This window comes from Vibrio sp. Vb1018, assembly GCF_033338775.1.
Lineage (GTDB): Bacteria > Pseudomonadota > Gammaproteobacteria > Enterobacterales > Vibrionaceae > Vibrio > Vibrio alginolyticus.
Genome location: NZ_JAWOTI010000001.1, coordinates 60142 through 83628, shown reverse-complemented (window position 1 = coordinate 83628; position 23487 = coordinate 60142). Strand labels below are relative to the sequence as shown.

General features: G+C 43.9%; 24 protein-coding genes. 12 read left to right on the top strand and 12 right to left on the bottom strand.

What is annotated here, in order from left to right; all coding sequences use genetic code 11:
- Positions 1 to 175: 175 nt before the first annotated feature.
- Positions 176 to 547, top strand: coding sequence for a hypothetical protein (locus R7Z10_RS00355; protein WP_017635234.1), 372 nt, complete (start codon positions 176 to 178; stop codon positions 545 to 547).
- 109 nt (positions 548 to 656) lie between these two features.
- On the opposite strand, the gene R7Z10_RS00350 is transcribed toward R7Z10_RS00355, so the two are convergent.
- The 4 genes from R7Z10_RS00350 to R7Z10_RS00335 form a co-directional block, all read right to left on the bottom strand.
- On the bottom strand, positions 657 to 1754 hold the full coding sequence (locus R7Z10_RS00350; protein WP_053303790.1) for an ABC transporter permease: 1098 nt from the start codon (positions 1752 to 1754) through the stop codon (positions 657 to 659).
- Positions 1754 to 2680 (bottom strand): ABC transporter ATP-binding protein, encoded by a 927-nt coding sequence (locus R7Z10_RS00345; protein WP_203345636.1) that lies wholly within the window; start codon positions 2678 to 2680, stop codon positions 1754 to 1756. The genes R7Z10_RS00350 and R7Z10_RS00345 overlap by 1 nt, the downstream gene beginning before the upstream one ends.
- Positions 2681 to 2684: 4 nt before the next feature.
- Positions 2685 to 3632, bottom strand: a complete 948-nt coding sequence (locus R7Z10_RS00340; RefSeq protein ID WP_064354663.1) for an HlyD family secretion protein — start codon at positions 3630 to 3632, stop codon at positions 2685 to 2687.
- A 210-nt stretch (positions 3633 to 3842) separates the two neighbouring features.
- On the bottom strand, positions 3843 to 4634 hold the full coding sequence (locus R7Z10_RS00335; protein WP_206225730.1) for a PhzF family phenazine biosynthesis protein: 792 nt from the start codon (positions 4632 to 4634) through the stop codon (positions 3843 to 3845).
- A gap of 187 nt (positions 4635 to 4821) precedes the next feature.
- Between R7Z10_RS00335 and R7Z10_RS00330 the strand changes: the two genes are divergently transcribed.
- Positions 4822 to 5355 (top strand): YbhB/YbcL family Raf kinase inhibitor-like protein, encoded by a 534-nt coding sequence (locus tag R7Z10_RS00330; RefSeq protein WP_318103618.1) that lies wholly within the window; start codon positions 4822 to 4824, stop codon positions 5353 to 5355.
- 19 nt (positions 5356 to 5374) lie between these two features.
- Positions 5375 to 6154: an AraC family transcriptional regulator gene (locus tag R7Z10_RS00325; RefSeq protein ID WP_136976486.1), complete on the top strand. Its 780-nt coding sequence runs from the start codon at positions 5375 to 5377 to the stop codon at positions 6152 to 6154.
- A gap of 36 nt (positions 6155 to 6190) precedes the next feature.
- On the opposite strand, the gene arsB is transcribed toward R7Z10_RS00325, so the two are convergent.
- Together arsB and R7Z10_RS00315 are read right to left on the bottom strand one after the other, a co-directional pair.
- Entirely contained in the window at positions 6191 to 7246 is a 1056-nt protein-coding gene (gene arsB / locus R7Z10_RS00320; RefSeq protein WP_005375449.1) for an ACR3 family arsenite efflux transporter, read from the bottom strand.
- Positions 7247 to 7331: 85 nt separating this feature from the next.
- Complete coding sequence (locus R7Z10_RS00315) at positions 7332 to 7673, bottom strand: helix-turn-helix transcriptional regulator (RefSeq protein ID WP_005375451.1); 342 nt, start codon at positions 7671 to 7673, stop codon at positions 7332 to 7334.
- A 270-nt stretch (positions 7674 to 7943) separates the two neighbouring features.
- Between R7Z10_RS00315 and R7Z10_RS00310 the strand changes: the two genes are divergently transcribed.
- Together R7Z10_RS00310 and R7Z10_RS00305 are read left to right on the top strand one after the other, a co-directional pair.
- Positions 7944 to 8528 (top strand): NAD(P)H-dependent oxidoreductase, encoded by a 585-nt coding sequence (locus tag R7Z10_RS00310; protein WP_054730289.1) that lies wholly within the window; start codon positions 7944 to 7946, stop codon positions 8526 to 8528.
- Between the two features lie 167 nt (positions 8529 to 8695).
- Positions 8696 to 9061 (top strand): helix-turn-helix domain-containing protein, encoded by a 366-nt coding sequence (locus R7Z10_RS00305; protein WP_005375456.1) that lies wholly within the window; start codon positions 8696 to 8698, stop codon positions 9059 to 9061.
- Positions 9062 to 9256: 195 nt separating this feature from the next.
- On the opposite strand, the gene R7Z10_RS00300 is transcribed toward R7Z10_RS00305, so the two are convergent.
- Complete coding sequence (locus R7Z10_RS00300; RefSeq protein WP_017821619.1) at positions 9257 to 9940, bottom strand: hypothetical protein; 684 nt, start codon at positions 9938 to 9940, stop codon at positions 9257 to 9259.
- Between the two features lie 512 nt (positions 9941 to 10452).
- Positions 10453 to 10992 (bottom strand): redoxin domain-containing protein, encoded by a 540-nt coding sequence (locus tag R7Z10_RS00295; RefSeq protein WP_318103615.1) that lies wholly within the window; start codon positions 10990 to 10992, stop codon positions 10453 to 10455.
- A 564-nt stretch (positions 10993 to 11556) separates the two neighbouring features.
- Here R7Z10_RS00295 and R7Z10_RS00290 point away from each other — a divergent pair.
- A complete protein-coding gene (locus R7Z10_RS00290; protein ID WP_017635839.1) occupies positions 11557 to 13314 on the top strand; it encodes an SgrR family transcriptional regulator in 1758 nt (585 codons plus the stop codon).
- Between the two features lie 9 nt (positions 13315 to 13323).
- Here the strand turns inward: R7Z10_RS00290 and R7Z10_RS00285 are convergent, their stop codons facing one another.
- Entirely contained in the window at positions 13324 to 14199 is an 876-nt protein-coding gene (locus R7Z10_RS00285; RefSeq protein WP_017635840.1) for a LysR family transcriptional regulator, read from the bottom strand.
- Between the two features lie 154 nt (positions 14200 to 14353).
- Between R7Z10_RS00285 and R7Z10_RS00280 the strand changes: the two genes are divergently transcribed.
- The 3 genes from R7Z10_RS00280 to R7Z10_RS00270 all read left to right on the top strand — a co-directional run bounded on the left by R7Z10_RS00280 (position 14354) and on the right by R7Z10_RS00270 (position 16266).
- On the top strand, positions 14354 to 15322 hold the full coding sequence (locus tag R7Z10_RS00280) for an aldo/keto reductase (RefSeq protein WP_318103613.1): 969 nt from the start codon (positions 14354 to 14356) through the stop codon (positions 15320 to 15322).
- 9 nt (positions 15323 to 15331) lie between these two features.
- Positions 15332 to 15718 carry a heme-binding protein gene (locus R7Z10_RS00275; RefSeq protein ID WP_042521512.1) on the top strand — a complete coding sequence of 129 codons (387 nt, stop codon included), beginning with the start codon at positions 15332 to 15334 and terminating at the stop codon, positions 15716 to 15718.
- 167 nt (positions 15719 to 15885) lie between these two features.
- A complete protein-coding gene (locus R7Z10_RS00270) occupies positions 15886 to 16266 on the top strand; it encodes a hypothetical protein (RefSeq protein ID WP_005375467.1) in 381 nt (126 codons plus the stop codon).
- A 111-nt stretch (positions 16267 to 16377) separates the two neighbouring features.
- Here R7Z10_RS00270 and R7Z10_RS00265 read toward each other — a convergent pair whose 3' ends face one another.
- Positions 16378 to 16710: a helix-turn-helix transcriptional regulator gene (locus tag R7Z10_RS00265; RefSeq protein WP_005375470.1), complete on the bottom strand. Its 333-nt coding sequence runs from the start codon at positions 16708 to 16710 to the stop codon at positions 16378 to 16380.
- Between the two features lie 140 nt (positions 16711 to 16850).
- Here R7Z10_RS00265 and R7Z10_RS00260 point away from each other — a divergent pair, with 140 nt between their 5' ends.
- The 3 genes from R7Z10_RS00260 to R7Z10_RS00250 all read left to right on the top strand — a co-directional run bounded on the left by R7Z10_RS00260 (position 16851) and on the right by R7Z10_RS00250 (position 19611).
- Complete coding sequence (locus R7Z10_RS00260) at positions 16851 to 17162, top strand: hypothetical protein (protein WP_005375472.1); 312 nt, start codon at positions 16851 to 16853, stop codon at positions 17160 to 17162.
- Positions 17163 to 17885: 723 nt separating this feature from the next.
- Positions 17886 to 19043, top strand: a complete 1158-nt coding sequence (locus R7Z10_RS00255; RefSeq protein ID WP_054577106.1) for an amino acid permease — start codon at positions 17886 to 17888, stop codon at positions 19041 to 19043.
- Between the two features lie 232 nt (positions 19044 to 19275).
- On the top strand, positions 19276 to 19611 hold the full coding sequence (locus tag R7Z10_RS00250) for a hypothetical protein (protein ID WP_080996217.1): 336 nt from the start codon (positions 19276 to 19278) through the stop codon (positions 19609 to 19611).
- Between the two features lie 144 nt (positions 19612 to 19755).
- Here R7Z10_RS00250 and R7Z10_RS00245 read toward each other — a convergent pair whose 3' ends face one another.
- Both R7Z10_RS00245 and R7Z10_RS00240 read right to left on the bottom strand, forming a co-directional pair.
- Positions 19756 to 21627 (bottom strand): methyl-accepting chemotaxis protein, encoded by a 1872-nt coding sequence (locus tag R7Z10_RS00245; protein WP_017821611.1) that lies wholly within the window; start codon positions 21625 to 21627, stop codon positions 19756 to 19758.
- 436 nt (positions 21628 to 22063) lie between these two features.
- Entirely contained in the window at positions 22064 to 23428 is a 1365-nt protein-coding gene (locus R7Z10_RS00240; protein ID WP_017635848.1) for a YjiH family protein, read from the bottom strand.
- Positions 23429 to 23487 lie beyond the last annotated feature (59 nt).

The following is a 23487-nucleotide window of genomic DNA, read 5'->3' as shown; positions in this document are numbered from 1 at the left end:
ATTTTTGTTCAAGCCCATGATGAGAGTGCAATAAAGTTTGTTGTTGAGCTTGTCATAGAATTGACTGTCTCTGACTGTCCTCTGTTATTTGGGCAAGTTCTATAACCTAAACTTTGCTCGCTTCCTATACTGAATTAACGAAGCAAGATTTTTATAACAACAAGAGGAAGCTTGTATGACAAGAACAACCTCATTTGCACTCGTTTTATTACTTATGTGCGCATACTTTGGTTACAACCGTTATTATTTATACCCCCAGCAGTTGGAAACACAGGCGAAGTCCATGCTAATACAAATGGCAAATCGCGAAGAGTGGGTCGATGTGTTTGAGATGATGAATCGCGTAGACGCGCATAAGGGCCATTTGGAACTTGTTGCTGACGTGACATCCTCTGATGGTCAGCGTGCGTACAGTGAAGGTATTATCACGTACACGGATCGCGAAGGCGTTGTCTGTAAACAGGTAGTGTTCAACTTTAAAATAAACTCTTTGAAAAACTACAATATTTCCGATTTACGAGATTGTTCCTACGGTGAGTACTATTAATATTGTCTGAGAGTTGAGCTCGATAGCACAGTGTATGAATACAGAAACAAAAAATAGCCCTTCGTTGGGGCTATTTTTGTTTTTAAGGAATGAACGTAATATCGTGGAATTAGTCGAGTGATTTTTTGAAGCGAAATGAAGCGACAATAAGGCCGATAACGGTGAATCCAAGTAACCAAACTGTATCTCGCCATAGCTCTATTAGGTCTGCACCACGCAGCACCACACCACGAATAATTCGCATAAAGTGGGTGGCAGGCAGCGCTTCGGATATCCATTGTGCCGCGATGGGCATTCCTTCATAAGGGAACATAAATCCGGACAGAAGAATCGATGGCAAAAGAATAAACACCGTCATCTGCATTGCTTGAAGCTGCGTCGTCGCAATGGTGGATATCACCAAACCTAAGGTTAAACTCGCGGCGATAAACAGCAGCGTACCAAACAGTATCTGACTAATGGCGCCGTTTATCGGCACACCAAATATCCAGTGCCCCAAGCCTAAAATGATAAACACCTGTATCAGACCAACAAAGATGTAAGGGATGATCTTCGCCACCATGAGTTCTATGGAGTGGATTGGCGTAGTAATCAGTAACTCTAAATTGCCACGCTCCCGTTCTCGAACAATGGCTGCACTGGTGAACAAGATCATCGTCATGGTTAGAATCACGCCCAACAAACCAGGGACAATGTTCACCGCTGAGCGCCGACTCGGGTTGTAATACAGCGCAACTTCAAAGGTTTTGGTTGGAGCAGGACGTATCTCAAAATCAAAATCCGTTAACGGCATGGTTTGTAGCGAGAGAATCGCAGAACTGATCATGGTGTCTGAACCATCCACAATCCACTGGCCAAGTTCTCGACCTTGCACCATACGTTGGGTTAAGTCGCTAGGTAGAATTAAAGCCGCTCGCACCAAACCGTCTTGAATGGCTTGTTCGGCTTCTGAAGCGGTAGCAAAGGTTTCAACCACATCGACCACTTGCGTTACTTTAACGGACTCGGTAATCACGCGCCCGGCGGTACTGCCACTTTGATCAACGACACCAACGGGAATATTGCGAATATCGGTATTAATAGCGAAGCCGAACAGCAGAAGCTGAATTAGCGGGATCATCACGACCATGCCAAAGGTAATGCGGTCACGTGAAAGCTGACGGATCTCTTTGATCATTACCGCTTTCATACGGGCAATAGATTTCATCATTGGCGACCTTCTCCCGTCACGCTGACAAACACATCTTCCAAGCTAGGACGAGCAATGTTCATCTCGCAGCCCTCAAGCTCTGGAAAGGTTTGGGTTAACCATTCGATCGGTTGTTCGATGTGCTGGTGGATCAAAATGCGTAAGCGAATGCCGAGCTGTGCGGCTGAGCGTACCTCTTCACGCTGAATGACTTTCTCTTTGAGCTCGCGTAAGTTATCCGCTTTGACTTCGACGATGTTAACGCCCATTTGCGCCATGAGTTCTTCTGGCTCACCATCGGCGCGGATTTCCCCGGCTTCCATAATAGCCAGACGATGACAGCGCTCTGCTTCGTCCATGTAGTGCGTTGTGACCAAAATCGTGGTGCCTTGGTCAGAGAGATCAAACAATTGCTCCCAGAAATCGCGTCGGTTCTCTGGGTCAACCGCAGATGTGGGTTCATCGAGAAACAACAGTTCTGGTTTGTGCATGGTCGCTGCGGCGAGAGACAAGCGTTGTTTCTGGCCGCCACTCATTCCGCCGACGCGCTGTTTACGCAACTGGTCGAGACCGTAGGTGGATAGTTGTTCTTCGATGCGAGCTTTTAGGGCCTTGGTTTCCATACCAAAGATTTGTCCAATAAACTCAAGATTCTCTTGAACCGTCAGATCATCATAAAGCGAGAACTTTTGCGTCATGTAGCCAATCTTGAGGCGCAGAAGCTCAGATTGTTTTGGGATCTCTAGCCCGAGTACATCGACATTGCCTTCGCTTGGGCTAAGTAAGCCAGTTAACACACGAATAGTTGTCGATTTGCCACAGCCGTTAGGACCAAGAAAACCATAAATACTGCCTTTGGGCACATTAAGCGTGATGTTGTTGATGGCGGTGAAGTCACCAAACTTCTTCACCACATTTTCAGCTTGAATCACGTATTCGGTCATTGGCTTACTCCACCAAATCCACTTGCGCTGGAATACCCGAAGGCAAGGATTGTGCGGAGTCTTGTAGGTCGACTTCTGCTAGGTACATCAAACGCGAGCGTTCTTCCTCGGTGAGCGCGAAATAAGGCGTGAATGAAGGTTCAGTCGCTACCCAACGAACGGTGCCACTATATGGTTGCTCAACGCCATCTACATGCACGTTAACCGTTTTACCCGGCACAAAGTTGACTCGATAATTGGCAGGAACATAAACACGGGCGTATGGGACGCGGCTCGCTTGAATTACTGCAACAATGCCATTGACAGGAACGCGTTCACCAAGGTTAAACGGTAGGTTATCTAACAAGCCATCTCGCGTGGCCGTGATGGTGAGTTCTGCCAGTTTCTGTTCTTGTAGTGCTACATCGGCTTTTGCAGCCATGAGTGCGGCTTTCGCTTGTTCAATATCTTCAGGACGAGAGCCAGCGGTCAGTTTGCTGAACTCTTCTTGTGAGGAGTCTAGCTCTGCACGGGCAGAATCTCTGGCTGCTAAAGCGGTGTCTTTCTCTGATTGGCTGATGAGTTTTTTACGAACTAACTCCGCTTTACGTTGGTAGTTCTTTTGCGCTTCAACCAATTGAGCTTCCGCTCTGGCAACACGTGCTTGCGCTGCGGCAATGTCTTCTGGTCGCTCACCATTGGTCAATTTCAAAAGATAAGCGTCAGCCTTGGCTTGTTCGGCTACGGCGTGAGCTAAAACGGCTTCTTGGTTCTTTGTATCGAGCTGAACCAGCACTTCTCCTTCGGTGACTTGGCTGCCTTCCTTAATGGGTAGGGCACGAATTATCTCGCTAGAGGTAGCAGTAAAGGTTACGCGGTCACGTTCCAGTGTGCCAAGGGCTTGCTGTCCGTCATCTTTGGAACAGGCAGTTAAAAGAGTCAGGGCTAGGGTGCCAAGAATGATTCGCTTCATCATGCGACGCTTCCTCTAAGAAGGTGAACTCGAATTCGTATCAAGCTATAGAAGAGTGTGGGACTGCATTCAGTGTAACGTGAGTCAGTTTTGTCCGGCTAGGAAGTTAATTCCTTCAATATTCATCAATTGATTAATTATTGAAGCTGGCTTGATCCTGCGGAAGCCGTGCTTTACTTGGCTCTTTTAAGTTGATTACATGAATATCATTTAAACAAAAATCTTGCGTTTCATGTAGAGCACGCCGTCGCCAGATACTCTTACTTGTTCGCCAGTAACTTCACAGTGCAAAATGCCTCCGCGCTGAGAAGCTTGGTAAGCGACCAGTGATGTTTTGCCTAACGCTTCTGCCCAGAACGGTGCTAACCCAGCGTGAATCGAGCCAGTTACGGGGTCTTCGTCACCACCATTTGCAGGCCAAAAGTAACGCGATACAAAGTCTTGTTGATCACCTTTCGCGGTAACGACCACATCGTAAGGAGCGAGTGTCTTGAGGTGCTCTGAACGGTATTGAACCTCAAGTACCTCCTGCTGGTTGCCGACCACCACGAAATACGCTTGAGGGCTAAGCAGTACGCGTTCCACATCGCAACTTAGGCCATCAATCAATGCCGAGGGAATATCAGAAACGGCTTTTGGAGGACGAGCAGGGAACGTCATCTCGATCTTACCTTGCGCATTCTTCTCTACGGTGAGGGTCCCTACTTCCAGAGTATGAAATTCAATCGTGCCATTAATGCCAAACTCATCAAACAGAACTAACGAAGAGGCCAGTGTTGCGTGTCCACAGAAATCGATTTCAGTAATCGGAGAGAACCAACGAATCTCATATTGGTTTGCGCCAATGGACTTTAGGAAAGCCGTCTCTGATAAGTTGTTTTCTGTCGCGATATTTTGCATCAATTCTGGGGTTAGCCATTCCTCTAACGGTATCACCGCTGCTGAGTTGCCTTTGAATTGCGTATCGGTGAAGGCGTCCACCACGTAGATATCCAATTCCATTTTCCTTCCTTGTTCCGTGAGCGATTAATTAGCATAAACCAAGTGCAATTAAGAGAGTAAGAAATTTGTGTTAGAATCTTAAAGTGTCAAAATTATAGATTATTTTGTGTTTTTTGATACTTACTGACAAGGATTCGGACTGCTGGGTACTTACACTAGTGTTGAATTCATTGAAAGGAAGAAAAACATGAAAGCGATCTACAAATCAGTTTTGGCATTGATTGTTTTTGCGGTCGGTTCTGCCCATGCATTTGAACTCGTGAGTAGAGATATTCAAGAAGGCCACCCGATGGCGAAGACATTTGAATACTCTGGTTGGGGATGTGATGGCGGGAATCAATCACCACAATTGATGTGGAAAGAAGCTCCAAAGGGCACAAAAAGTTTTGCGATCACCGTGTATGACCCCGATGCGCCAACAGGCAGTGGTTTTTGGCATTGGATAGCGTTTAATATTCCATCCACCGTTAGCGAGCTGCCTCGAGGCATTGATATGAACAAGTTAGGCGGCAAAGAATCTCGTATTGACTACGGCACAACGGGGTTCGGCGGCGCGTGTCCTCCAAAGAATGATGGGATGCATCGTTACCAGTTTACGGTGTGGGCATTGCCAACTGAAGAACTGAATTTGGATGAAAACACGCCACCAGCCATTGTAGGGTTTACTTTGAATAGTGTTGCTTTGGGTAAAGCGACATTAACCACGACTTACACGCGATAATTGAATATAAGGGGAGAGAATGGGTCACCAATATCAGGTTACGCTGTTTCGTGCGGAGCAGCAGCAGAAGCTTCGTAATGTCAGGATTCACTCCCCAAGCATTATTCAGATTGTTAAGGGGAGTAAACATCTTTTCTGGAAAGACGAAGTACTCGACATCCATCATCCAAATATCATGCTTTGTGAAGCAAATGCATCCCTAAATTTTGAAAATCTTCCTCTACAAGGGCGATTTCTTTCTCGAATGTTCAGTTTTCACTGTGTGCCTAGCGATGAAATGTTGGAGCTAAGCATGAGCAACGCATTAGGAAACTATGTACCCGTTGTTGAGACAGATAAAGCATTGCAAGCGACGTTAAATGCTTTGTTTTCGTTTGAGCGGGAAAGCTTAAGTGAAGCGACACAACGCTATTGGATTATGGGCCTATATCAGCAGCTAGCTGAGAGAGGGTTATTGCATCGGTTGTTCTCGAGTTCACATATCTCTTTTAGTCAGAAACTTAGTCGTTACTTATCGCGCTCTCCAGGGGAGGAGCATTCATTAGACATGGTCGCGGGGCACTTTTCTATGAGCCGAGCAACATTGATACGAAAACTGAAACAAGAAGGTACCCAGTATCGCGAAGTATTGGCAGAAGTGCGCTTAAATCACGCACTTTACTTGATGCAAAATGGCTCGTATAACGTTGCGCTGCTTGCACAGTTGTGTGGTTATCAGTCAGAGGGGCGTTTTAGCCAACGCTTTAAAAGTAAGTTCGGCCTAACGCCCAGTGAGTATATTAAAACGGTGGTGAGTTAATGTTTTACCGCTTTTGTATTTTTTGTGCTTTTTAGGTTAACCATAATATTTGGTTTTCATTCGCAATGCTACGTTCACCAAAGCAATCAATACCGGCACTTCGATCAGCGGGCCAATGACACCAGCAAAAGCTTGGTCTGAGTTTAGGCCAAACACCGCGATAGAAACCGCAATTGCCAATTCAAAGTTGTTGCCTGTTGCCGTGAAAGCAATCGACGCGTTTTTGTCGTAGTCAATGCCCATTTTCTTACCAACGAAGAAGCTGACAAAGAACATCAACACAAAGTAGATAGCCAGTGGAATTGCTACACGGAATACATCCATTGGCAGTTCAAGAATCATTTCACCTTTCAAGCTGAACATCAGTACGATGGTCGCAAGCAGGGCGATAAGCGTAATTGGTGAAATGCGTGGGATGAACACGTCGTTGTACCATTGTTCACCTTTCGCAGCGACCAGCCATTTGCGGCTTAGGAAGCCCGCTAGGAATGGGATACCAAGGTAAATCAGAACGCTTTCCGCGATGTCCATCATCGAGATATCAACCACGAAACCTTCGTAACCAAAGACTGGTGGCAACACAGTGATGAACAACCATGCCATCACACTGTAAGTCACGATTTGGAAAGCGCTGTTTAGTGCAACTAGGGCTGCACCGTATTCTTTGTTACCGCCACCGATATCGTTCCATACCAATACCATGGCAATACAACGAGCAAGACCAATCAGAATGATACCAACCATGTAACCCGGATGATCACCTAGGAAAGTCAATGCAAGGATGAACATCAAAATAGGGCCGACAATCCAGTTCATGACTAAAGACAGCGTGATCGCTTTTTTATCTTTCGTCACTGTGCCTAGCAAGTTGTAGTTCACCTTTGCGAGTGGCGGGTACATCATCAAAATCAAACCAATCGCTAGCGGTACGTTTGTGCTACCAACTGACATTGACTCGTTCCACTCAGCAACTTGAGGGAATGCTGCGCCAATACCTACACCGATTGCCATTGCCACAAAAATCCACACCGTTAGGTAACGGTCCAAGAAGCTCATTTTGTCGCTGGCACTATTTAAAACTTGAGTAGTCATAGTGTTCTCTTATTCGTTTATCGTCGAAAGGCGATATTTAAAGGTATAGTTTATCTCTGCACGCCTGAACAGCGTGCAAAGGGCATTAATCAAATAACTTGGAAAATCCTAGATTGAACTGATCAAACGCGTCGCGTTGAATGCGGTAACACACCTTAGGTGGGTTTGGCTCGGCGCTGATAAAGCCTGCTTGCTTGAGAATACGCAAGTGCTCGGAAACAGTAGATTGCGCAAGACCCAGTTCAGAAACCAAATCACTGTTCAAACAACCGCCCATGGTATCGAGCGTGTGCAGGATATGCAGAATGCGCAAACGTGCTGGATGCGACAAAGCTTTTGCTTGTGCTGCGAGAGTTTGTTCTTTCTCGAGCTGTTGTTGCGTTGTCTGAAAAACAACTTCGCACGTGTCCTTGCACTTATCACTCATTCGCTGGCCTTAATAGTTAATCGTCGAATTGCGATAAAGTGTACGCCTGCTCTGTGGAAGATGCAACAACTCGATGAAAAAATTAATCGTAAAATAACGATGAATAAAAAATTGAAAAAATATATGTTTTAAAAACAGTGATATAATAAAAAATTAAGTAGGTTACTAAAAGTTAACTAATTGCACTATATTTCTAGGTTACCATAATAAACCACACCCGACGCACAATGGTTACTGCGTCATCTTGTGAACTTATTTAAAGGTAATCCCATGAGCAACGTACTGATCATCAATGCACACGAACCATCACCATATTCAGAAGGTCGTCTAAATGCTTCTCTTGTCGACAAAGCACAGACGCTTCTGCAAGCAAAAGGCCATGAGGTTCGCGTTGTGACAATGCAAGATGAGATCAACGTAGATGAGCAACTCGCACACTTTGAGTGGGCAGATCGCGTGATCATCCAAAGCCCAATCAACTGGATGTCTGTGCCTTGGTCATTCAAAAAATACATGGACGAAGTGTTTACTGCGGGTATGGGCGGCGCACTATGTGCATTCGATGGCCGTAGCGCAGAAGAACCAAAGAAAAACTATGGTACAGGCGGCACTCAAACCAACAGCAAATACATGCTGTCACTGACATTCAACGCGCCAGAAGAATCGTTTGATGATGAGAGCGAATACCTATTCCAAGGTAAAGGCGTGGACGATTTGATGTTCCACATGCATGCTAACTTCCGCTTCTTTGGTATGTCAGCATTACCTACATTCGCTTGCTACGACGTGATGAAGAACGCAGATATCGAAAACGATTTTGTTCGTTTCGAAGCTCACATTAACGAAAACTTCTAATCCTTTTAGAAAGATAGTGCGAACTGAATGATGAATTGAGATGGACTGCTGTACGCGGTCCATTTTTATTTGTTTGCGGCGAGGTGACGTTTTTATTACTCTAAAGCACTAAATGTATCTAGCTTACTTTTCGTTACCTAGATTAGGTGCGTATCTTGAGGTGTATTGTGGAAAGCAGAATCAGTGTAGATAGCAAAGGTCGTAAGTCAGTGGCGAACGTATGTGCGGAGCCATGTGCTATCGAGAAAGGGATGCGTTTAATTGGTGGTAAATGGAAAGGTTCTCTGATTTATCATTTGAAAGACGGCCCAGTTCGTTTCAATGACTTAGCACGCATGCTAGGCGGTGCAAGTAAAAAGATGATCGACCAACGTCTTAAAGAGCTAGAAGCGGAAGGTATGGTGGTGCGTAAAGTGATCAGCGACCGCCCAATTGCAGTCAGCTATGAACTAACAGAGTTCGGCCGTACCGCACTTAAGATTCTTGATGATTTGCGAATTTGGTCTGAAAAGCATCAAATTGAGCTTCGTTAAGACCAAAGTAGTTAATCGCAAACGTCACTCTCTTTTGAAAGCTGATTAACAATACATCGCCGTTTATACCCAAGTAACTTAGATGTGCTTCATTCAAATCGTAATTTGTTTCGTAAAACAACGTACTCTTTCGAGTCAGGCATATCGAAGCTACTTGAGCATAATCGTACTTTTTAAGTTTTTGATTTTTAGTTATTATTTTATCATACTTAATAAGTTGTAGAATAAATCACTCACTTCAGTTGAATTTAAAAAAGCACTATTTAATTCCAGTTTCTTTTCAAAATCGGAATATTTATCGAATTCCTCTTTCTCAACTAAACCTATTGGTGAGTTGTCGTTAACGTGGCTTTCATATTTTTTGATGGTATATAATTTAGACTTTTCGTCAAAATATTGAATTATCTTAATGTTAACGTCAGGTCTCTCCGTATTATACGTGATCGTAATTTTTTCATAATCTTTATTAATCGGAGTCGTAAGCCCTGTAGGGTAGATGATTTTAAACCTATTAATGTCATTCTTCTTCGTGCTTTTATAATGTTTTGAGTATGAAAAGTTTTCAATTGCACTTTTAGTGACGATAATTGACTCACCTTTCTTTAAACCGTATTCGGTACATTCATAATCGTCGACAACCGTAGAATTTCTTTTCTTTTCAATCAGGTAGGACATAGTTGCAGATGTCCCTCCGTGTTCCAGTTTTTGTTGGTTTACAGAACAATAGAAATGACCTTTGTCCACCGTCATTGCGTTGACTTGTTCCGGATTTGAAATGGTGGGATGTATATCTTTTGCTGGATCGTTGTCGCTTCCTCCTGAACCGCATCCAACTAATCCGATACAAACGGCCATATAAAGCAAAGAGATTTTATTCATACTGTATTTCTCAATTAAGATGTGTGATTGCAAATAACGATTAATTACATTTTTATAAAGTGAAATGTTTTTTATTTTAATTGAACGGTGTTTTATTGGTAATTTAATCGTTTGCTTTTATTTTGTCTCTTACGGTATCTATGTTTTCATTTATGGTATGAATTATTAGAATTGCACAATTTTGAGTTGCAATAGGATAATAATCGCTAGCCAACTACTTGTGTAGGTACCGTTATGATTTATATATCCGTTAAGTCTAAGTTTTTAGTCTTAATTTCATGTATTTATCGTGAAAGTGACTTAGAAGTAAATACTTAACGTCGTTTGAGGGGAGCCTGAGCTTCACTGATCTTGTTTTTCATCAAGGCGTTGTATAATGAACAAGGACTCTATTTCCAACTTGTTGATACATATCAGATCTCACGGATCTGATATGCATTCCAAGTTATTCTCACTGAGGCAAGAATCCTAGCTTATTTAAGGATAGAAAGTTTACTTGGGTGTAGAAGATATTAGTAATCCAATGTGCCACGGATAGGGTAGTTATTGTTTGGATCGCGAATCCATGCCAATCCGCGTGATAGTGCGCCAAGCTCAGGGCGAACAAACGGGTTGTTTGAAATATCCACCACGTGTAAGTCGCCGTGTTCATTCACCACAAACAGACCTGGTTCTGCGAAATTATGATCGGTTTCCTGTTCAGATCGAGGAATAGATACATACAAGCCTAGCGTTTTCATTTGTTCTTCGGTCAGGCCGTAAGCGATAGGGAAGCTGATTTCGAGTTTCTCTAGATGCCCCTCTAGCTGTGCTTTTGAATCGCCAGAAACGGCAAGAATATCGACGCCAGCATCAGAGAAAGCCTGTTTGTAACTCTCAAGCTCGTTGAGGTACTTAGTACAAAGAGGGCAGTGTTTACCACGATAAACGAATACTGCTTGCCAAGTCGCATCACCTTGCGGCTGACCCAATGTTACGCTTGAACCATCTAGCAAAGTGGCTTGAAGATGAGGGAAGCTGTCGCCCGCTTTAAGTTTCACTGAAGTTGCCATATTGACTCCCGAATTGGTGGTGTATATCCATGAATGCCCCTTTCTCAACAAAGCGATTGGGGGATGAGACTTCAATGTAGACTCTGTTTTGCGGTGTTTCAACTAGTTAACTTTTAGTAACCTGCAATAAGGTAGTAGAGTGCAAAAGATGAAAAAGCAGAACTTAAGATACAACGAAGTGGGGGTGTAGTATCAGGAGCTAAGTTCTGCTTGAGGTTAGGCTATGACCACTGGAACATATCGTTAAGATAAACCAGAGTCATCACTTCTATTTTATTACTCGATTGAGCTAGGCGTTGCTGAAAAAAGTACGCCATCATTGGCTTCTTCATTTTTTCCTCCTTTAGCTGACGAGTAAATTATGTGTATAAAAGGGGATATAAAAAAGAGAGTGCTTTTGTTGGCTTTTTTCCTAATAACGTAAATATATGGGGCTTTAAAGCCGAATTTGGAGGTTAATTGTGGAAAAGGGGAACAGATAATTAGGAAGTTTTCTTATTTTATTACCGCCAACTTAAGTAAACTATTCCTATCCACAAACTTCACAGATCTAAGGTTGATTCAGTGTCTGATCTCAATTTGTTTCGCTATTACCAACGATTACTCTCGTTTAGCGTTGGTGATGAAACAAAAACCACGTTACAGGACATTGCCGACATAATGTTCACTTCTTCTCGGCATGCTCGTAGCCTGCTAACGCAAATGCAGCAGAAGGCGTGGTTGAGCTGGCATCCGAAAGCTGGGCGGAACCAACGATCGACTCTCATTCTGAATATGGAGTTAGACGTTTTAAAAGAGAGCTTGGCTCTTGAACGTATCAAGTTAGGCAAGTATGAAAAAGCGCTGGCGATATTAGATGAAGACGAACTGGCATTTGGCCGTTTGTTAAAAACAACGTCTGGTGCTTCTGTGCAAGAAGGACAGCTCAATATTCAATTAACCTATAAGCGAATGTTTGAGCGCGTCGTTCCACATCAACTTCAGCGTAGCAGCGAACGTTTCTTATTAAGGCAAATCTATTGTTGCTTAGTTTCGAGTGATAACAATGGGAAAGTGCAACCAGAACTCGCACATCACTGGCGTTATGACGAAGACACCTACGAATGGACTTTCTACCTTCGTCCAGGTCTGACTTTTCATAATGGTAATTCCATTGATGCAGAAACAGTGGTTAGCTTGTTTGCAAAGTTGAGTTCACTACAGTACTACGAAAAAGAGTTGGCACATGTTGCTAACATTACTGCGCCAACGCCACTGAAAGTTGTTTTTAAGCTTAATCGAGCTGACTTGGGCTTTGCTGGACTTATTTCTGGGGTGAAATACGGCATTCAACCAGTAAGCCAAGTTAACGTAGCGAATAACAAGCTGGTGGTCGGAAGTGGCCCATTCTCTGTTGTCGAGCACAATGAAAGTCGTTTAAAACTGCAAGCATTTAATGGTTACTACGCATGTAGAGTTCTAACGGATTTGGTGACTATCTGGATTGTTAATGACGAGCAGATGGAGAACCCGTCATTGGCAGCAAATACGTTGCAAAGGGATGCTTCGCCCGAGGAGGATTTGTGTGGACACTATATGTCGACGCAAAACCGAGAAAACTCATCGGCGAGCAAGCGTAGTCGAATAGAAGATGGTTGCTTATTCGCCTTATTTAATCAGCACGCTAAGCACAAACTCTCTTTAGCGCAGCGCCGTTATATTAGTGAGCTAATTCAACCTGAGCACTTGGCCGAAGTGATGCGCCGCGAGAATATTGTATTTGGGAGTATACCCGCTTATAACCTGCTACCAGGTTGGAAGCCAGTGCTCCGTCCGTTCAGTGAGCCGCTTAAGTTACCTAAACACATTACGATAGCCGGATATAACTATACCGCGTTGCGTCGCTGTGCGCGGGCTATTTCTAATCGTTTGGTGAGTGTTGGCAGTAAAGTAGAAATTGTTATGTATTCCTATCGTGAGCTGAACGAGAAAGCTAAGAATGGTGAGCTAAATGAGACGATGGTCGTGACGAACATAAACCTAGATGATAATCGTCATGCCTCAGCGTTCACGAACTTCTTCAGCAACGCTGTGCTATTCCACACTTTGGGAGAGAAGAACGCACAATGGTTAGATGAACAACTACAGAGAGTCAGATCTTTCGTTCCACTTGAGGACTACCTTAATGCATTGGAGCCAATTGCATCGACGTTGATCAGCGAATACTGGATTGCACCTATGTTCCACCATACACAAACTTTGCGCTTCCAAGGTGTGTTAGAAGACGTCGCTCTTACTAACTGGGGTTGGCCAGATATTCGCTCGGTGTGGTCTGCGGATTAACTGCCTTAGTTATATAGCAAAGTGCTGCTTCACGAATTCAATGAAGGCTCTGGTTTTCGCTGATTGATAGATAAGTTGTGGGTACACCAAGTAAACCGCGTTGTGCTGGTGGTCAGTTTCTTCCGATAGAACCTGCACTAGACGGCCGTGCTCAACGTCTTGTTCGACAAAGTAACTTGCTAACCGAGCAATGCCATTGCCAGACAGGGCTGATTCTTTGAGTAAGCGGTTTTCATTGCTTGAAAGCCAACCTTGGGTTTGAACTGTTCCCGTTTTTAACGGCCACTCTTTTTGATGCAATGTGGTTAAGCATTGATGCTCTTGTAAATCATCTAATGTCTCCGGCGTACCTTCTTCTTGCAGATACTGAGGAGAGGCAACCAGCCAGTGGTGGTAGTCCAAAAGGTGATGAGCAATCATATTCTCTGGCGGCGTTCTTGTCGCTCGAAACGCAAAATCAACGCTGGTTTCTGTCAGATTAAACGCTTGATAGCTAGAAAGGATCTCGAACTCTACGTTTGGATGTAAAGCGCGAAACGCTACGCACAAATCATGCAGCACCGCTTCAGCAAACATCTTGGGAGCGGTAAGACGAATCAGACCGTCTATTTGTTCAGATCGCTGACTTAAACTCTTTTCCATTTCCATTACGCGGCGTTTGAGATCTTCCGCTTGTGCAAAGATCGATTCACCTTCTGCCGTCAATCTCACGCTGCGTGTAGTTCGAACAATCAAAGGCGTGGCGAGTTCCGATTCCAATCGCTTGATTTGTTCTGACAGGTAACTTTTAGAAATGCCAAGTTGCTCCGCTGCCCTAGAAAAGTTAAGTGTTTGAGCCACTTCGGCAAACAGCATCAGTTTTTCGATTCTCTTATAATCTGCCATCTTGATTGCTCGTCTTTATTGTTCGCTTTAATTGTTCGGTAACGAGGATAATGAATTCGATTTTACGGTATTAAACTAATTTTTACGAACGGTAAGATGGTTAGAGTTAACTTAAGAAATTGAAGATGCAGAAATCGGAAAAGTGAGAATAACGATGAACAATCCAACACTACCGCTCGCCAAAACCTTACCTAACGTTAGCCGCTTGGTCTTCGGCTGCATGGGGCTTGGAGGGGAGTGGAATCGCAACCCATTAACCGCCCAAGATGAAAACCAAGCTTATGCCGCTGTAGAGGTAGTATTAGAGGTGGGCATCAATCTCTTTGATCATGCGGATATCTACAAATTCGGTAAGGCAGAAGAAGTGTTTGGGTGCATCTTAGCCAATGACTCAACCTTACGAGAGCGAATTTATCTGCAATCCAAGTGCGGCATCCGTCTAGGAGATGAGCAAGGTGTTAAGCAGTATGACTTCTCTGCCAAATGGGTGACGGCTTCTGTTGAGGGCATTCTTGAGCGCCTTGGCGTGGAAAACCTTGATGTTTTGATGCTGCATCGTCCTGATCCTCTGGTTGAATTTGAAGAACTGGGCACAGCGCTCCAAGCACTGAAACAAGCTGGCAAAGTTAACCACTTCGGTGTTTCTAACATGAACAGTGCTCAAATTGATCTTCTTCAACAAGCAACGGGCGAAGTTATTGTGGCGAACCAGCTGGAAATGAGTCTGGCTAAGTCTGACTTCATAAAGCAAGGCATGGGGCTTCCTTCGTCTGCATCTGACTACGTTGTAGGAACACTGGAGCATGCCCGTAAGCACAATATCCAACTGCAAGCGTGGGGCAGTATGGCGCAAGGAAGATTCTCAGAGCGTGGCTTACATTCTGATGATCACAACACCAGACAGACGTCGGAGATGGTGATGGCGCTGGCAGCTGAATATGACGTGCCGTCAGAGGCGATTGTTTTAGCCTTCTTGACGCGTCATCCAAACCAAATTCAGCCTGTTATTGGGACTGCAAACCCACAGCGTATTCGCGCTTGTGCTCAAGTAGAGAACGTCACGCTATCACGTAGCCATTGGTATGGCTTGTTCGAGAAAACCCTTGGTCATGAGATCCCGTAGGAGAGAAAAATGAAATACGTACAAGTTCAAACTCTGATTCAAACGGCATTGGAAATTGCGACTGCTCGCAAGCAAAACATTGCGGTTGCCGTGGTTGATACACATGGAGAATTGCTCGGTTTTGCCCGAATGGATGATGTGAGTGTGCAAGCAGGTTTGTTGGCACAGAACAAAGCTTACACCTCGGCTAGAGACCGTCAGCCTAGCGGCAATCTGGGTGCTTGGGCTCGTGAGACGGGTAAGCAGTTGAGTTATTGGACTGACCCGAAGATCACAGGCTTTATGGGTGGTGTGCCTATAGAACAAGAGGGGAAAATCGTCGGTGCAATTGGTATCAGTGGTTTGGCTGAGCAAGATGATGAAGCACTTGCGATGGAAGTATTAAACGCGCGTTGAGTATAATGTTTATCAGTAGGTGTGATGCTTTGTCCAGCTTTGTACTCACTGTAGGGACTCAAGTTCACAGGCTTCGTCGAGTCACAATGCTATCTAATAGCCTGAAGTAAGCAGAAGTTGAAATCGCGAACTATGATTAATTTATTTGAAAGCTTTGAGGCCTAAATATGTTTCATAAGGTATTCGTTTCGCTATTTTTTGTTCTCCTCTCAGGCTGTGGTACGAGTGACAGCGCGTTAAAAGAGAGCGGTTATGATGAAGCTTATATTCAAGGCTTTCATGACGGTCGGCATAGTGGTATGCAAGAGGCAGGGAATGATTTTGAACACTATATTAAGGACGAAACAAGGTATCAAACCGACTCAGATTATCGGCAAGGCTGGGATGCTGGTGAGGTAGAGGGTAACAAGTTACAAAAGCAGGCGACCGCGATAGGACAAGGCATGATTGATAATTCATATGAAGAACGTGATGTCTTTGATCCTGATAAAGTGGCGAAAGATGCGATAAAAGGCGTTGATACATCGGAATTGAAAAGCCTAGAGTAACGGACTGATATAAAGAATAAAACTCGTCATTTGACGAGTTTTATTTTTGTCTAAACGATTCATGTTTCAACGCTCAACAGGGCATTCATCGTTTGGGTATGAGTAATGTCGTTAATCACCTTTCTTGTTCTTTTGTTCAAGGATTAACGATAACAGGCGAACGAGCAGGGACTGAGCTTCCGGTGAGAGCAATCGCGCCACGGCCGTTAAGTCATTTGCTGTGACATGCTGAACATCACGTACATCTAAAGCAATATCTAGGTCAGTCAAATGAAGCGAACGCAATATGGCACGATATTGTGAGAGTTTAAGATCGGACTCTCCGCGCTCGATCCTTTGATATGTTTTTACGCTCATTCCAGCGATGTTTGCCATTTGCTCACGGGAGAGGCCATTCGATTTTCGTCTTGCAATCAGTGCTTGAATTATAGGGTCTACCTGCATGTGCTCTCCTGAAAGGACAGTTTTGACCTAAACGGAGCAAGAAGTGGACCAGTTTAACCACCACATATTTACCTGCTTTGCAATCAGTATAAAAATAACTGTCTTATAAAACGTAAATATTTTAGTCAGTTATTAACTCAATGGAAAAGTATCAATCATACAAATCAATAGAAACGAAAGCTTCTATTCGCAAAATGCAACGCATTTTAGATCATTTATTTAGTGAAATTGATCAGCAACATCGTGAGACTAAAGAGAATGTTGTGACACTGATTCAACAGTCACAACAGCGATTGATGAACTACAAAGAGCTTTACCTTCACAAAGAATCGATAAGTGAAGTAGAGCTGCGGATGGCGCATGAAAACATGAGTGAGACTGAGAAGCAGGTCGCCGATATGGGTATTCCAGTGTTAACTTATATCATTGGCGCGCTAGATAAAGCGTATTAACACAATCGTAAAGTCGGGCGATACAAGATTTATGCAATTTCGATCAATTGATGACATCTAAAAGAAAGGATGCAAATGCTGGGGAACCACACCCAGCATTCGGACACTCATTTACCTATATTTTCGAACCGTAAATCAGTGTTTAGAGGTATGTGAACCGAACAGTGTCGGTACGCAGCGAATAATAGCGATATTGTCCGATCTAGGCTACGTCCTTGGAATCTAACACCTTCACTTAAACTGTAAATTAATCTGTACACCCAGCCAAATTGAGCCATTGAGCACGTTCTTCCTTCTCTTTTAGCGATAAAAGACTAATTAGTGACGAAAAAAACAACACATCTTAGGTAAAAGATAAGAGTTGTTAAAATATATCGCTATAAGATTGACCTTTTGCTTTTCAATCGTCCTGCTTATGCCTTACAATCTTTTCGAACCAAATCCATTCATAACGAATGGGGTTGATGAATTAAGATGAACAATTTTGCTTCGAACCCAAAGTTGCGCACATTTCATCAGCGATGACATCGCCAAAAACGACTCTCAAGTGTTCATGTGCAAATGATTAACTACCTTTTGTTGCGTGTTTTCTTAGCCATACAGGGCTCTTGTAACATAGTGCTCTTGTAACCAAATTTTGACTAAGTCGGAGCGTTTTGTTGTGTGCTTTAGATAAAGCACAACTGGCGAGAAATTAACGGATTGAATTTAGAGGTATTAACCGTGAACCTAAAACTTGTCGGCAGCTCCCTGATCGTTGCAGGTACTGCTCTTGGCGCTGGTATGCTTGCTATACCAATGGTGCTTGCTCAATTTGGCCTCCTTTGGGGCACTCTTCTTATGTTGTTCATCTGGGCTGGAACGACTTATGCTGCGCTGCTCCTTCTTGAAGCCAGTTGCAAAGTAGGTGGTGGTGTGAGCATGAATGCAATTGCTCGCGAAACGCTTGGTAAAGGAGGCCAGTTGGTAACCAACAGCTTGCTTTACGCCCTGTTAGTTTGTCTATTAATGGCTTACATCATTGGTGCGGGTGATCTCGTACAAAAAGTAACAGCCTCAATTGGGCTTCCAACATCTACGATCTCAAGCCAAGTCGGTTTTACTCTTTTAGTTGGTATCATTGTTTCGGCAGGTACAGGGGTAGTAGATAAGCTGAATCGCGGTTTGTTCCTAGGCATGATCGTAGCGCTGATCCTGACACTTTTTGCGCTTGCACCAAGCGTCTCGTTTGAAGGACTTGATGAGGTTGTGAGCGACGATAAAATGGCACTTATCAAAACCAGTTCGGTGCTTTTCACCAGTTTCGGTTTTATGGTCGTGATCCCATCGCTTGTAACTTACAACAAAGAAGCGAGTAAAATACAGCTGCGTAATATGATTATCGTGGGCTCAACTATTCCGCTTGTTTGTTACCTATTATGGTTGTTAGCGGTTGTCGGCAACCTACCACCTCATGAGCTTGTTCAATACTCCAACGTAACAGAGTTGATATCGGTACTAGGTCAGCAATACGAGGGCTTAGAGTTCATCCTATCCATGTTTACTGGTTTGGCACTACTAACGTCGTTCTTAGGTGTTGCAATGGCGCTATACGATCAAAATGCAGACCTACTGAAAGCAAGTAGGCCAGTGATTTTTGTTACTACTTTTGTGCTACCACTATTAGGTGCTGTATTTGCGCCAGAACACTTCCTAGCTATTCTTAGCTACGCGGGGATTATTCTTGTGTTTCTCGCGGTCTTTGTTCCATTATCAATGACCATGAAAGTGCGCCGAGTGCCGGTAGAAGATGACAATATTTATGAAGCTGGTGGCGGCGCAATGGGAATGAGCATGATCTTCCTATTCGGCTGTTTCTTGCTGTTTGCCCAAGCAGTATAAAATCACGCTAGCTTATTTAAAAACTGAGCCGCTCGTAGTCAAACGGGCGGCTTTTTTGTATTCATAGCCGAACCCAGGCCACTCGAAGTCATCAGCATTTGTGGTGTTTGACGTTTCTCTGATAATCACGGTTAGCGCTGACTTTTTAGTAAAACTCCTTAGCGAAAGGCTGACATGTACAGTGATTCACCCTTCTATTATATCGATGTTGATATGAATAAGAGGCTCTGTTGTGTCAAAGCAATTATCTTTTGCCATGGTTGGCGTTATGTTGTCTTTAGGTGTGTTGAGTACAGAAGCGGTGGCTGACCCGAAGCATAAGCATGGACATCGGTACGATCACCATCATGCGCATCACCACCATCATAAACACAAGCGCAAGCATAAACACAAACATCGTGACGTTATTTATGTGGAGACCCGACGACCAAGGCGCAGTTACTATTACCATGACCGAATTCCTCGGAATAGTACCTACATAAAGATTGGAGATTTCACTTATCTAAAAGTGGACGACCGTTATTATCGTCGTTCTAATGATCGCTATATCCATGTCGAGTTCAATTAAACTTGAAAGGGTACATAGTCGGCGTTCTTGTAATGTTGAGCTTAATAGCAACAACATGGCACATGTAACATCGACCAATACTAGGGTAGAGGGTTAAAAACAAAAACAGCGAGCCGGTGCTCGCTGTTTTTGCTTAGATGAGTGTTAGACAGTAAATCTATTTAAGATTTGATCTTGTTTATGTACATCTTCTTGTTGCGCCTGCATCGCGTCGTTGGTTCGATTTGCCGATTCGGCGACTTGAGTCGATAGGTCTTTAATATTCACCGTATTGTTGTTGATCTCTTCAGCGACAAGACTTTGCTCTTCCGCCGCTGAGGCAATTTGCAAGTTCATATCGGAAATACGCTGAATCGCATCACGAATGCGTTGTAACGCACTATTTGCCAAACCCGCTTTTTCAACGGCCTCTATAGCACTACCTTTGCTTTGATGCATGGCATTTGCCACAGATGAAGCGCCAGATTGTAGTTGCTCAATCATAGTACGAATCTCTGTTGTCGACTCTTGAGTACGTTGTGCCAGTGTACGTACTTCATCTGCAACAACGGCGAAGCCTCGGCCAGATTCTCCCGCACGTGCAGCCTCGATTGCGGCATTCAACGCGAGTAAGTTTGTTTGGTCCGCAATATCGTTGATGACTTTTAGAATCGTTTCGATATTGGCGGTAGCAGATTCCAACACTTGTACTTCTTCGACTGCAAGGTCAATGCTATCGGAAAGCATGTTTATCGTTTGTGTCGATTCACCAACGATAGAAGACCCCTCAACCGTTGCTTGGTCGGCTTCTTTAGCTGCACTTGCCGCACCTTGCGCATTATTAGCAACCTCTGTCGCGGTGACAGACATCTCATGCATCGCGGTAGCAAGTTGTTCTAGCTCTTGCAGCTGAGTGTGAATTGCGCCTGCCGAGTCTTTTGCGCCCTCAGCGGTGATTTGAGTTCCGTTTAAAATTTGATCAGAAATACGTTTCGACTCAATGATTTGCTGTTGTAAGTTCTCCATGAACGTATTGAAGTTTGTGGCAAGCTCAGAAAACTCTTGGTCAGTATCTGTTTCGAGGCGTTGTGTAAGGTCGCCTTTCCCTGATGCTACATCTTTAATCGCATTGTTTAGCGTGTCCAAAGGACGCATGAGAGTGCGAATCAACAGAGTTAGGGCGATAATAGATGCAATCACGGCAATGATTGAATAAATAATAGCGTTGTTACGAAGCTCTCCTACGGCAGAATAGGCAACAGCTTCATCGATCACCGAACCTACGTACCAGTTCTCGCCAGGAATGTGAGTCAGGTTAACCATGTAGCGGTTGCCATCAATCTCAACATGTTGTGCTGATTGCGTAAGTTCGATTTGTGGGAGGTAGCTACCGACTTTCTCACCGTTGTATTTACTTTGAGGGTGAGCAATGGTTGTGCCATCAGCGGTGACCAAAAATAAGTAACCAGCATCAAACAGATTCACTTGGTTGACGAGATCAGAAAGGGTAGTTAATTCGAGGTCATAAAACATACCGGCTAAAAACTGGCCATTTTCTTTTACTGGCGTACCAACAGAGATGATAACGTTTTTCGAAGACGCATCGACGTACGGATCGGTTACGACCAAATCGCCTTTGCTCTTAGCTGCAATAAACCAAGGACGCTGACGTGGGTCGTAGTCTGGACCCGCATCCCAGCCGTCGTCATTTTCAATCACAAAGCCATTACTTTCATAACCAAAACCGATGGCAAGGAAGCTGCTTTTTGGCGTGGGTCTTTCAAGTATGTTTTGAACATAGCTATGTGAACTGGGGTCAAGCTCAATCACTTCAGTAATGGAGCGAGCGAGATCCTTCTTTGCATTCATTTCTGATTGCACAGTGTTACCAACACTGGTCAATATCTCGTTTACACTTGAGTCGATTTGCTCCTGAGTTTGGGAGCGGATGGTCATAACTTGTTGTGTCGACAATAACGACACGGTAATTAGCAGCAAAAATGAAGAGGCTGTGACAACCTTATGTCTGAATTTCATGAGCTTTCCTCTGATTCTCCCGGTTGGTTCCACTTTGCTTTCGCCTCTTTTAAACCGAGCGAATTGGGCATAAAGAGAAACCTATTGTGTTTGGTTATATTTTTATCGACATCTTTGTCAAAAACATGAACTCATTTGCCGTCTTTTTTAACTAAATTTAAACAAACCGACAATTTACGTTAAAACTTGTGAGTGTGATCATGTTTGCGATCTCAATTAATGAAATCGTCATAATGAAAAGAATTGCTTAACAAACAGTGGCATCAACTGGCTTTACAGGTGAGGTGATGAAAATTTTGTTGGTGCTGACAGGTGTTTTGTTGAAGTTTTGTCTTTGTAAATTATGAGCTTTTTACTAAAAGCCTAATGTGGACGGAGTTTTAGGTATAAAAAAGGCCCCGACGATGCGGAGCCTTTGTTAATTGACGTCTCGATTTTAGAAAATAAGATGAGCAACGCCAGCAATCACAGGTAACGTGATTAACGTACGTAAAATGAAAATTACGAAGAGCTCTACAATGTTTACTGGAATTTTGCTGCCTAACAGTAGGGCACCTACTTCCGACATGTAGATAAGCTGAGTTACTGACATTGCTGCAATAACAAAACGTGTCATTTCGTTATCGATTGAGGCCGCTAAAATTGCTGGAATAAACATATCCGCAAAGCCAACAACGATTGTCTGTGATGCTGCAACAGCTTCAGGGACTTGCAGTAGCTCTAGGTATGGGATAAACGGTTGACCCAGAATTGCAAATACAGGCGTGTATTCTGCAATCACTAGTGCAACGGTACCAAGCCCCATCACTACAGGTAATACGCCAAATACCATGTCGACTGCGTTGTGTACGCCTTCTTTAAATACAGACTGAACCGATGTGACTTGACCAGCACGCTTAAGAGCTAGATCCATACCCCAAGAGAATGTGGTGTGGCCTTCTGGCACTGCATCTGCGTCTTTATCTGGGTTGCTGCCGTCAATGTAGCGATCTTTCTTCAGACTAAGCGGAGGCAGGCGAGGAATGATAATCGCGGCTACGATACCAGCTAGACAGATAGCGCCGTAGAAAGGCAAAAATAAGTGCTCTAGTTTTACCTGAGCGATAACAACTAAGCTAAACGTGATCGATACTGCTGAGAAAGTGGTCCCGACAACAGCCGCTTCACGCTGAGTATAGAACTTATTTTCGTATTGCTTGCTGGTTAGCAAGATACCAACACTTCCGTCGCCTAACCAAGATGCCATACAGTCAATTGCACTGCGGCCAGGTAGGTTGAATACCGGACGCATTATTTTACTGAGTAACGCACCAAATAGCTCCAGAAGACCGAAGTTCAAAAGAAGCGGAAGCAGTAAACCCGCGAAAATGAAAACGGCAAACAGAGTAGGTAGGAGACCAGTAAGAACAAGCCCGCCAGTGTTCTCTTCCCAAATTGCTTTTGGACCCACTTGAAAGAACGTCATTAACACGGCAGCGCCGCCGATTAAACGAACAACGAGCCAAAGTGGAGATGGGTTGAAGAGACCGTTTAAAAAACCATTACGTAAAATTGCAGCTGGCTTAAAAATTTTGCAAAGAACAGAAGCAACGGCCATGAAAGCGATGATACTGGTGACGATAGCAATCAAGGTATCGCCTAACACCGCTGGGATGACTTTTGCCATCACGGCAACGGGAATGGTTAGGCCGCCATCGTAAGAGATCGGAGCCATAAAGAGTAGAAGACCAATTAGGGAAGGGATGAAAAACATCCAAAAGTTGCCCTTAGGAGCTTCAGTAGCATTAGTGGTGTTATGCATAGTTGTCTCGTGTTACTACTAGTCAATACTTGCCATTTCCATGACATAAATATTCACTA

Bases quoted from the DNA above. Each gene is read 5' to 3' on its own strand.
- R7Z10_RS00355 (WP_017635234.1), top strand. From the start codon at position 176: ATGACAAGAACAACCTCATTTGCACTCGTTTTATTACTTATGTGCGCA.
- R7Z10_RS00350 (WP_053303790.1), bottom strand. From the start codon at position 1,754: ATGAAATCTATTGCCCGTATGAAAGCGGTAATGATCAAAGAGATCCGT.
- R7Z10_RS00345 (WP_203345636.1), bottom strand. From the start codon at position 2,680: ATGACCGAATACGTGATTCAAGCTGAAAATGTGGTGAAGAAGTTTGGT.
- R7Z10_RS00340 (WP_064354663.1), bottom strand. From the start codon at position 3,632: ATGAAGCGAATCATTCTTGGCACCCTAGCCCTGACTCTTTTAACTGCC.
- R7Z10_RS00335 (WP_206225730.1), bottom strand. From the start codon at position 4,634: ATGGAATTGGATATCTACGTGGTGGACGCCTTCACCGATACGCAATTC.
- R7Z10_RS00330 (WP_318103618.1), top strand. From the start codon at position 4,822: ATGAAAGCGATCTACAAATCAGTTTTGGCATTGATTGTTTTTGCGGTC.
- R7Z10_RS00325 (WP_136976486.1), top strand. From the start codon at position 5,375: ATGGGTCACCAATATCAGGTTACGCTGTTTCGTGCGGAGCAGCAGCAG.
- arsB (WP_005375449.1), bottom strand. From the start codon at position 7,246: ATGACTACTCAAGTTTTAAATAGTGCCAGCGACAAAATGAGCTTCTTG.
- R7Z10_RS00315 (WP_005375451.1), bottom strand. From the start codon at position 7,673: ATGAGTGATAAGTGCAAGGACACGTGCGAAGTTGTTTTTCAGACAACG.
- R7Z10_RS00310 (WP_054730289.1), top strand. From the start codon at position 7,944: ATGAGCAACGTACTGATCATCAATGCACACGAACCATCACCATATTCA.
- R7Z10_RS00300 (WP_017821619.1), bottom strand. From the start codon at position 9,940: ATGAATAAAATCTCTTTGCTTTATATGGCCGTTTGTATCGGATTAGTT.
- R7Z10_RS00295 (WP_318103615.1), bottom strand. From the start codon at position 10,992: ATGGCAACTTCAGTGAAACTTAAAGCGGGCGACAGCTTCCCTCATCTT.
- R7Z10_RS00285 (WP_017635840.1), bottom strand. From the start codon at position 14,199: ATGGCAGATTATAAGAGAATCGAAAAACTGATGCTGTTTGCCGAAGTG.
- R7Z10_RS00280 (WP_318103613.1), top strand. From the start codon at position 14,354: ATGAACAATCCAACACTACCGCTCGCCAAAACCTTACCTAACGTTAGC.
- R7Z10_RS00275 (WP_042521512.1), top strand. From the start codon at position 15,332: ATGAAATACGTACAAGTTCAAACTCTGATTCAAACGGCATTGGAAATT.
- R7Z10_RS00270 (WP_005375467.1), top strand. From the start codon at position 15,886: ATGTTTCATAAGGTATTCGTTTCGCTATTTTTTGTTCTCCTCTCAGGC.
- R7Z10_RS00265 (WP_005375470.1), bottom strand. From the start codon at position 16,710: ATGCAGGTAGACCCTATAATTCAAGCACTGATTGCAAGACGAAAATCG.
- R7Z10_RS00260 (WP_005375472.1), top strand. From the start codon at position 16,851: ATGGAAAAGTATCAATCATACAAATCAATAGAAACGAAAGCTTCTATT.
- R7Z10_RS00245 (WP_017821611.1), bottom strand. From the start codon at position 21,627: ATGAAATTCAGACATAAGGTTGTCACAGCCTCTTCATTTTTGCTGCTA.
- R7Z10_RS00240 (WP_017635848.1), bottom strand. From the start codon at position 23,428: ATGCATAACACCACTAATGCTACTGAAGCTCCTAAGGGCAACTTTTGG.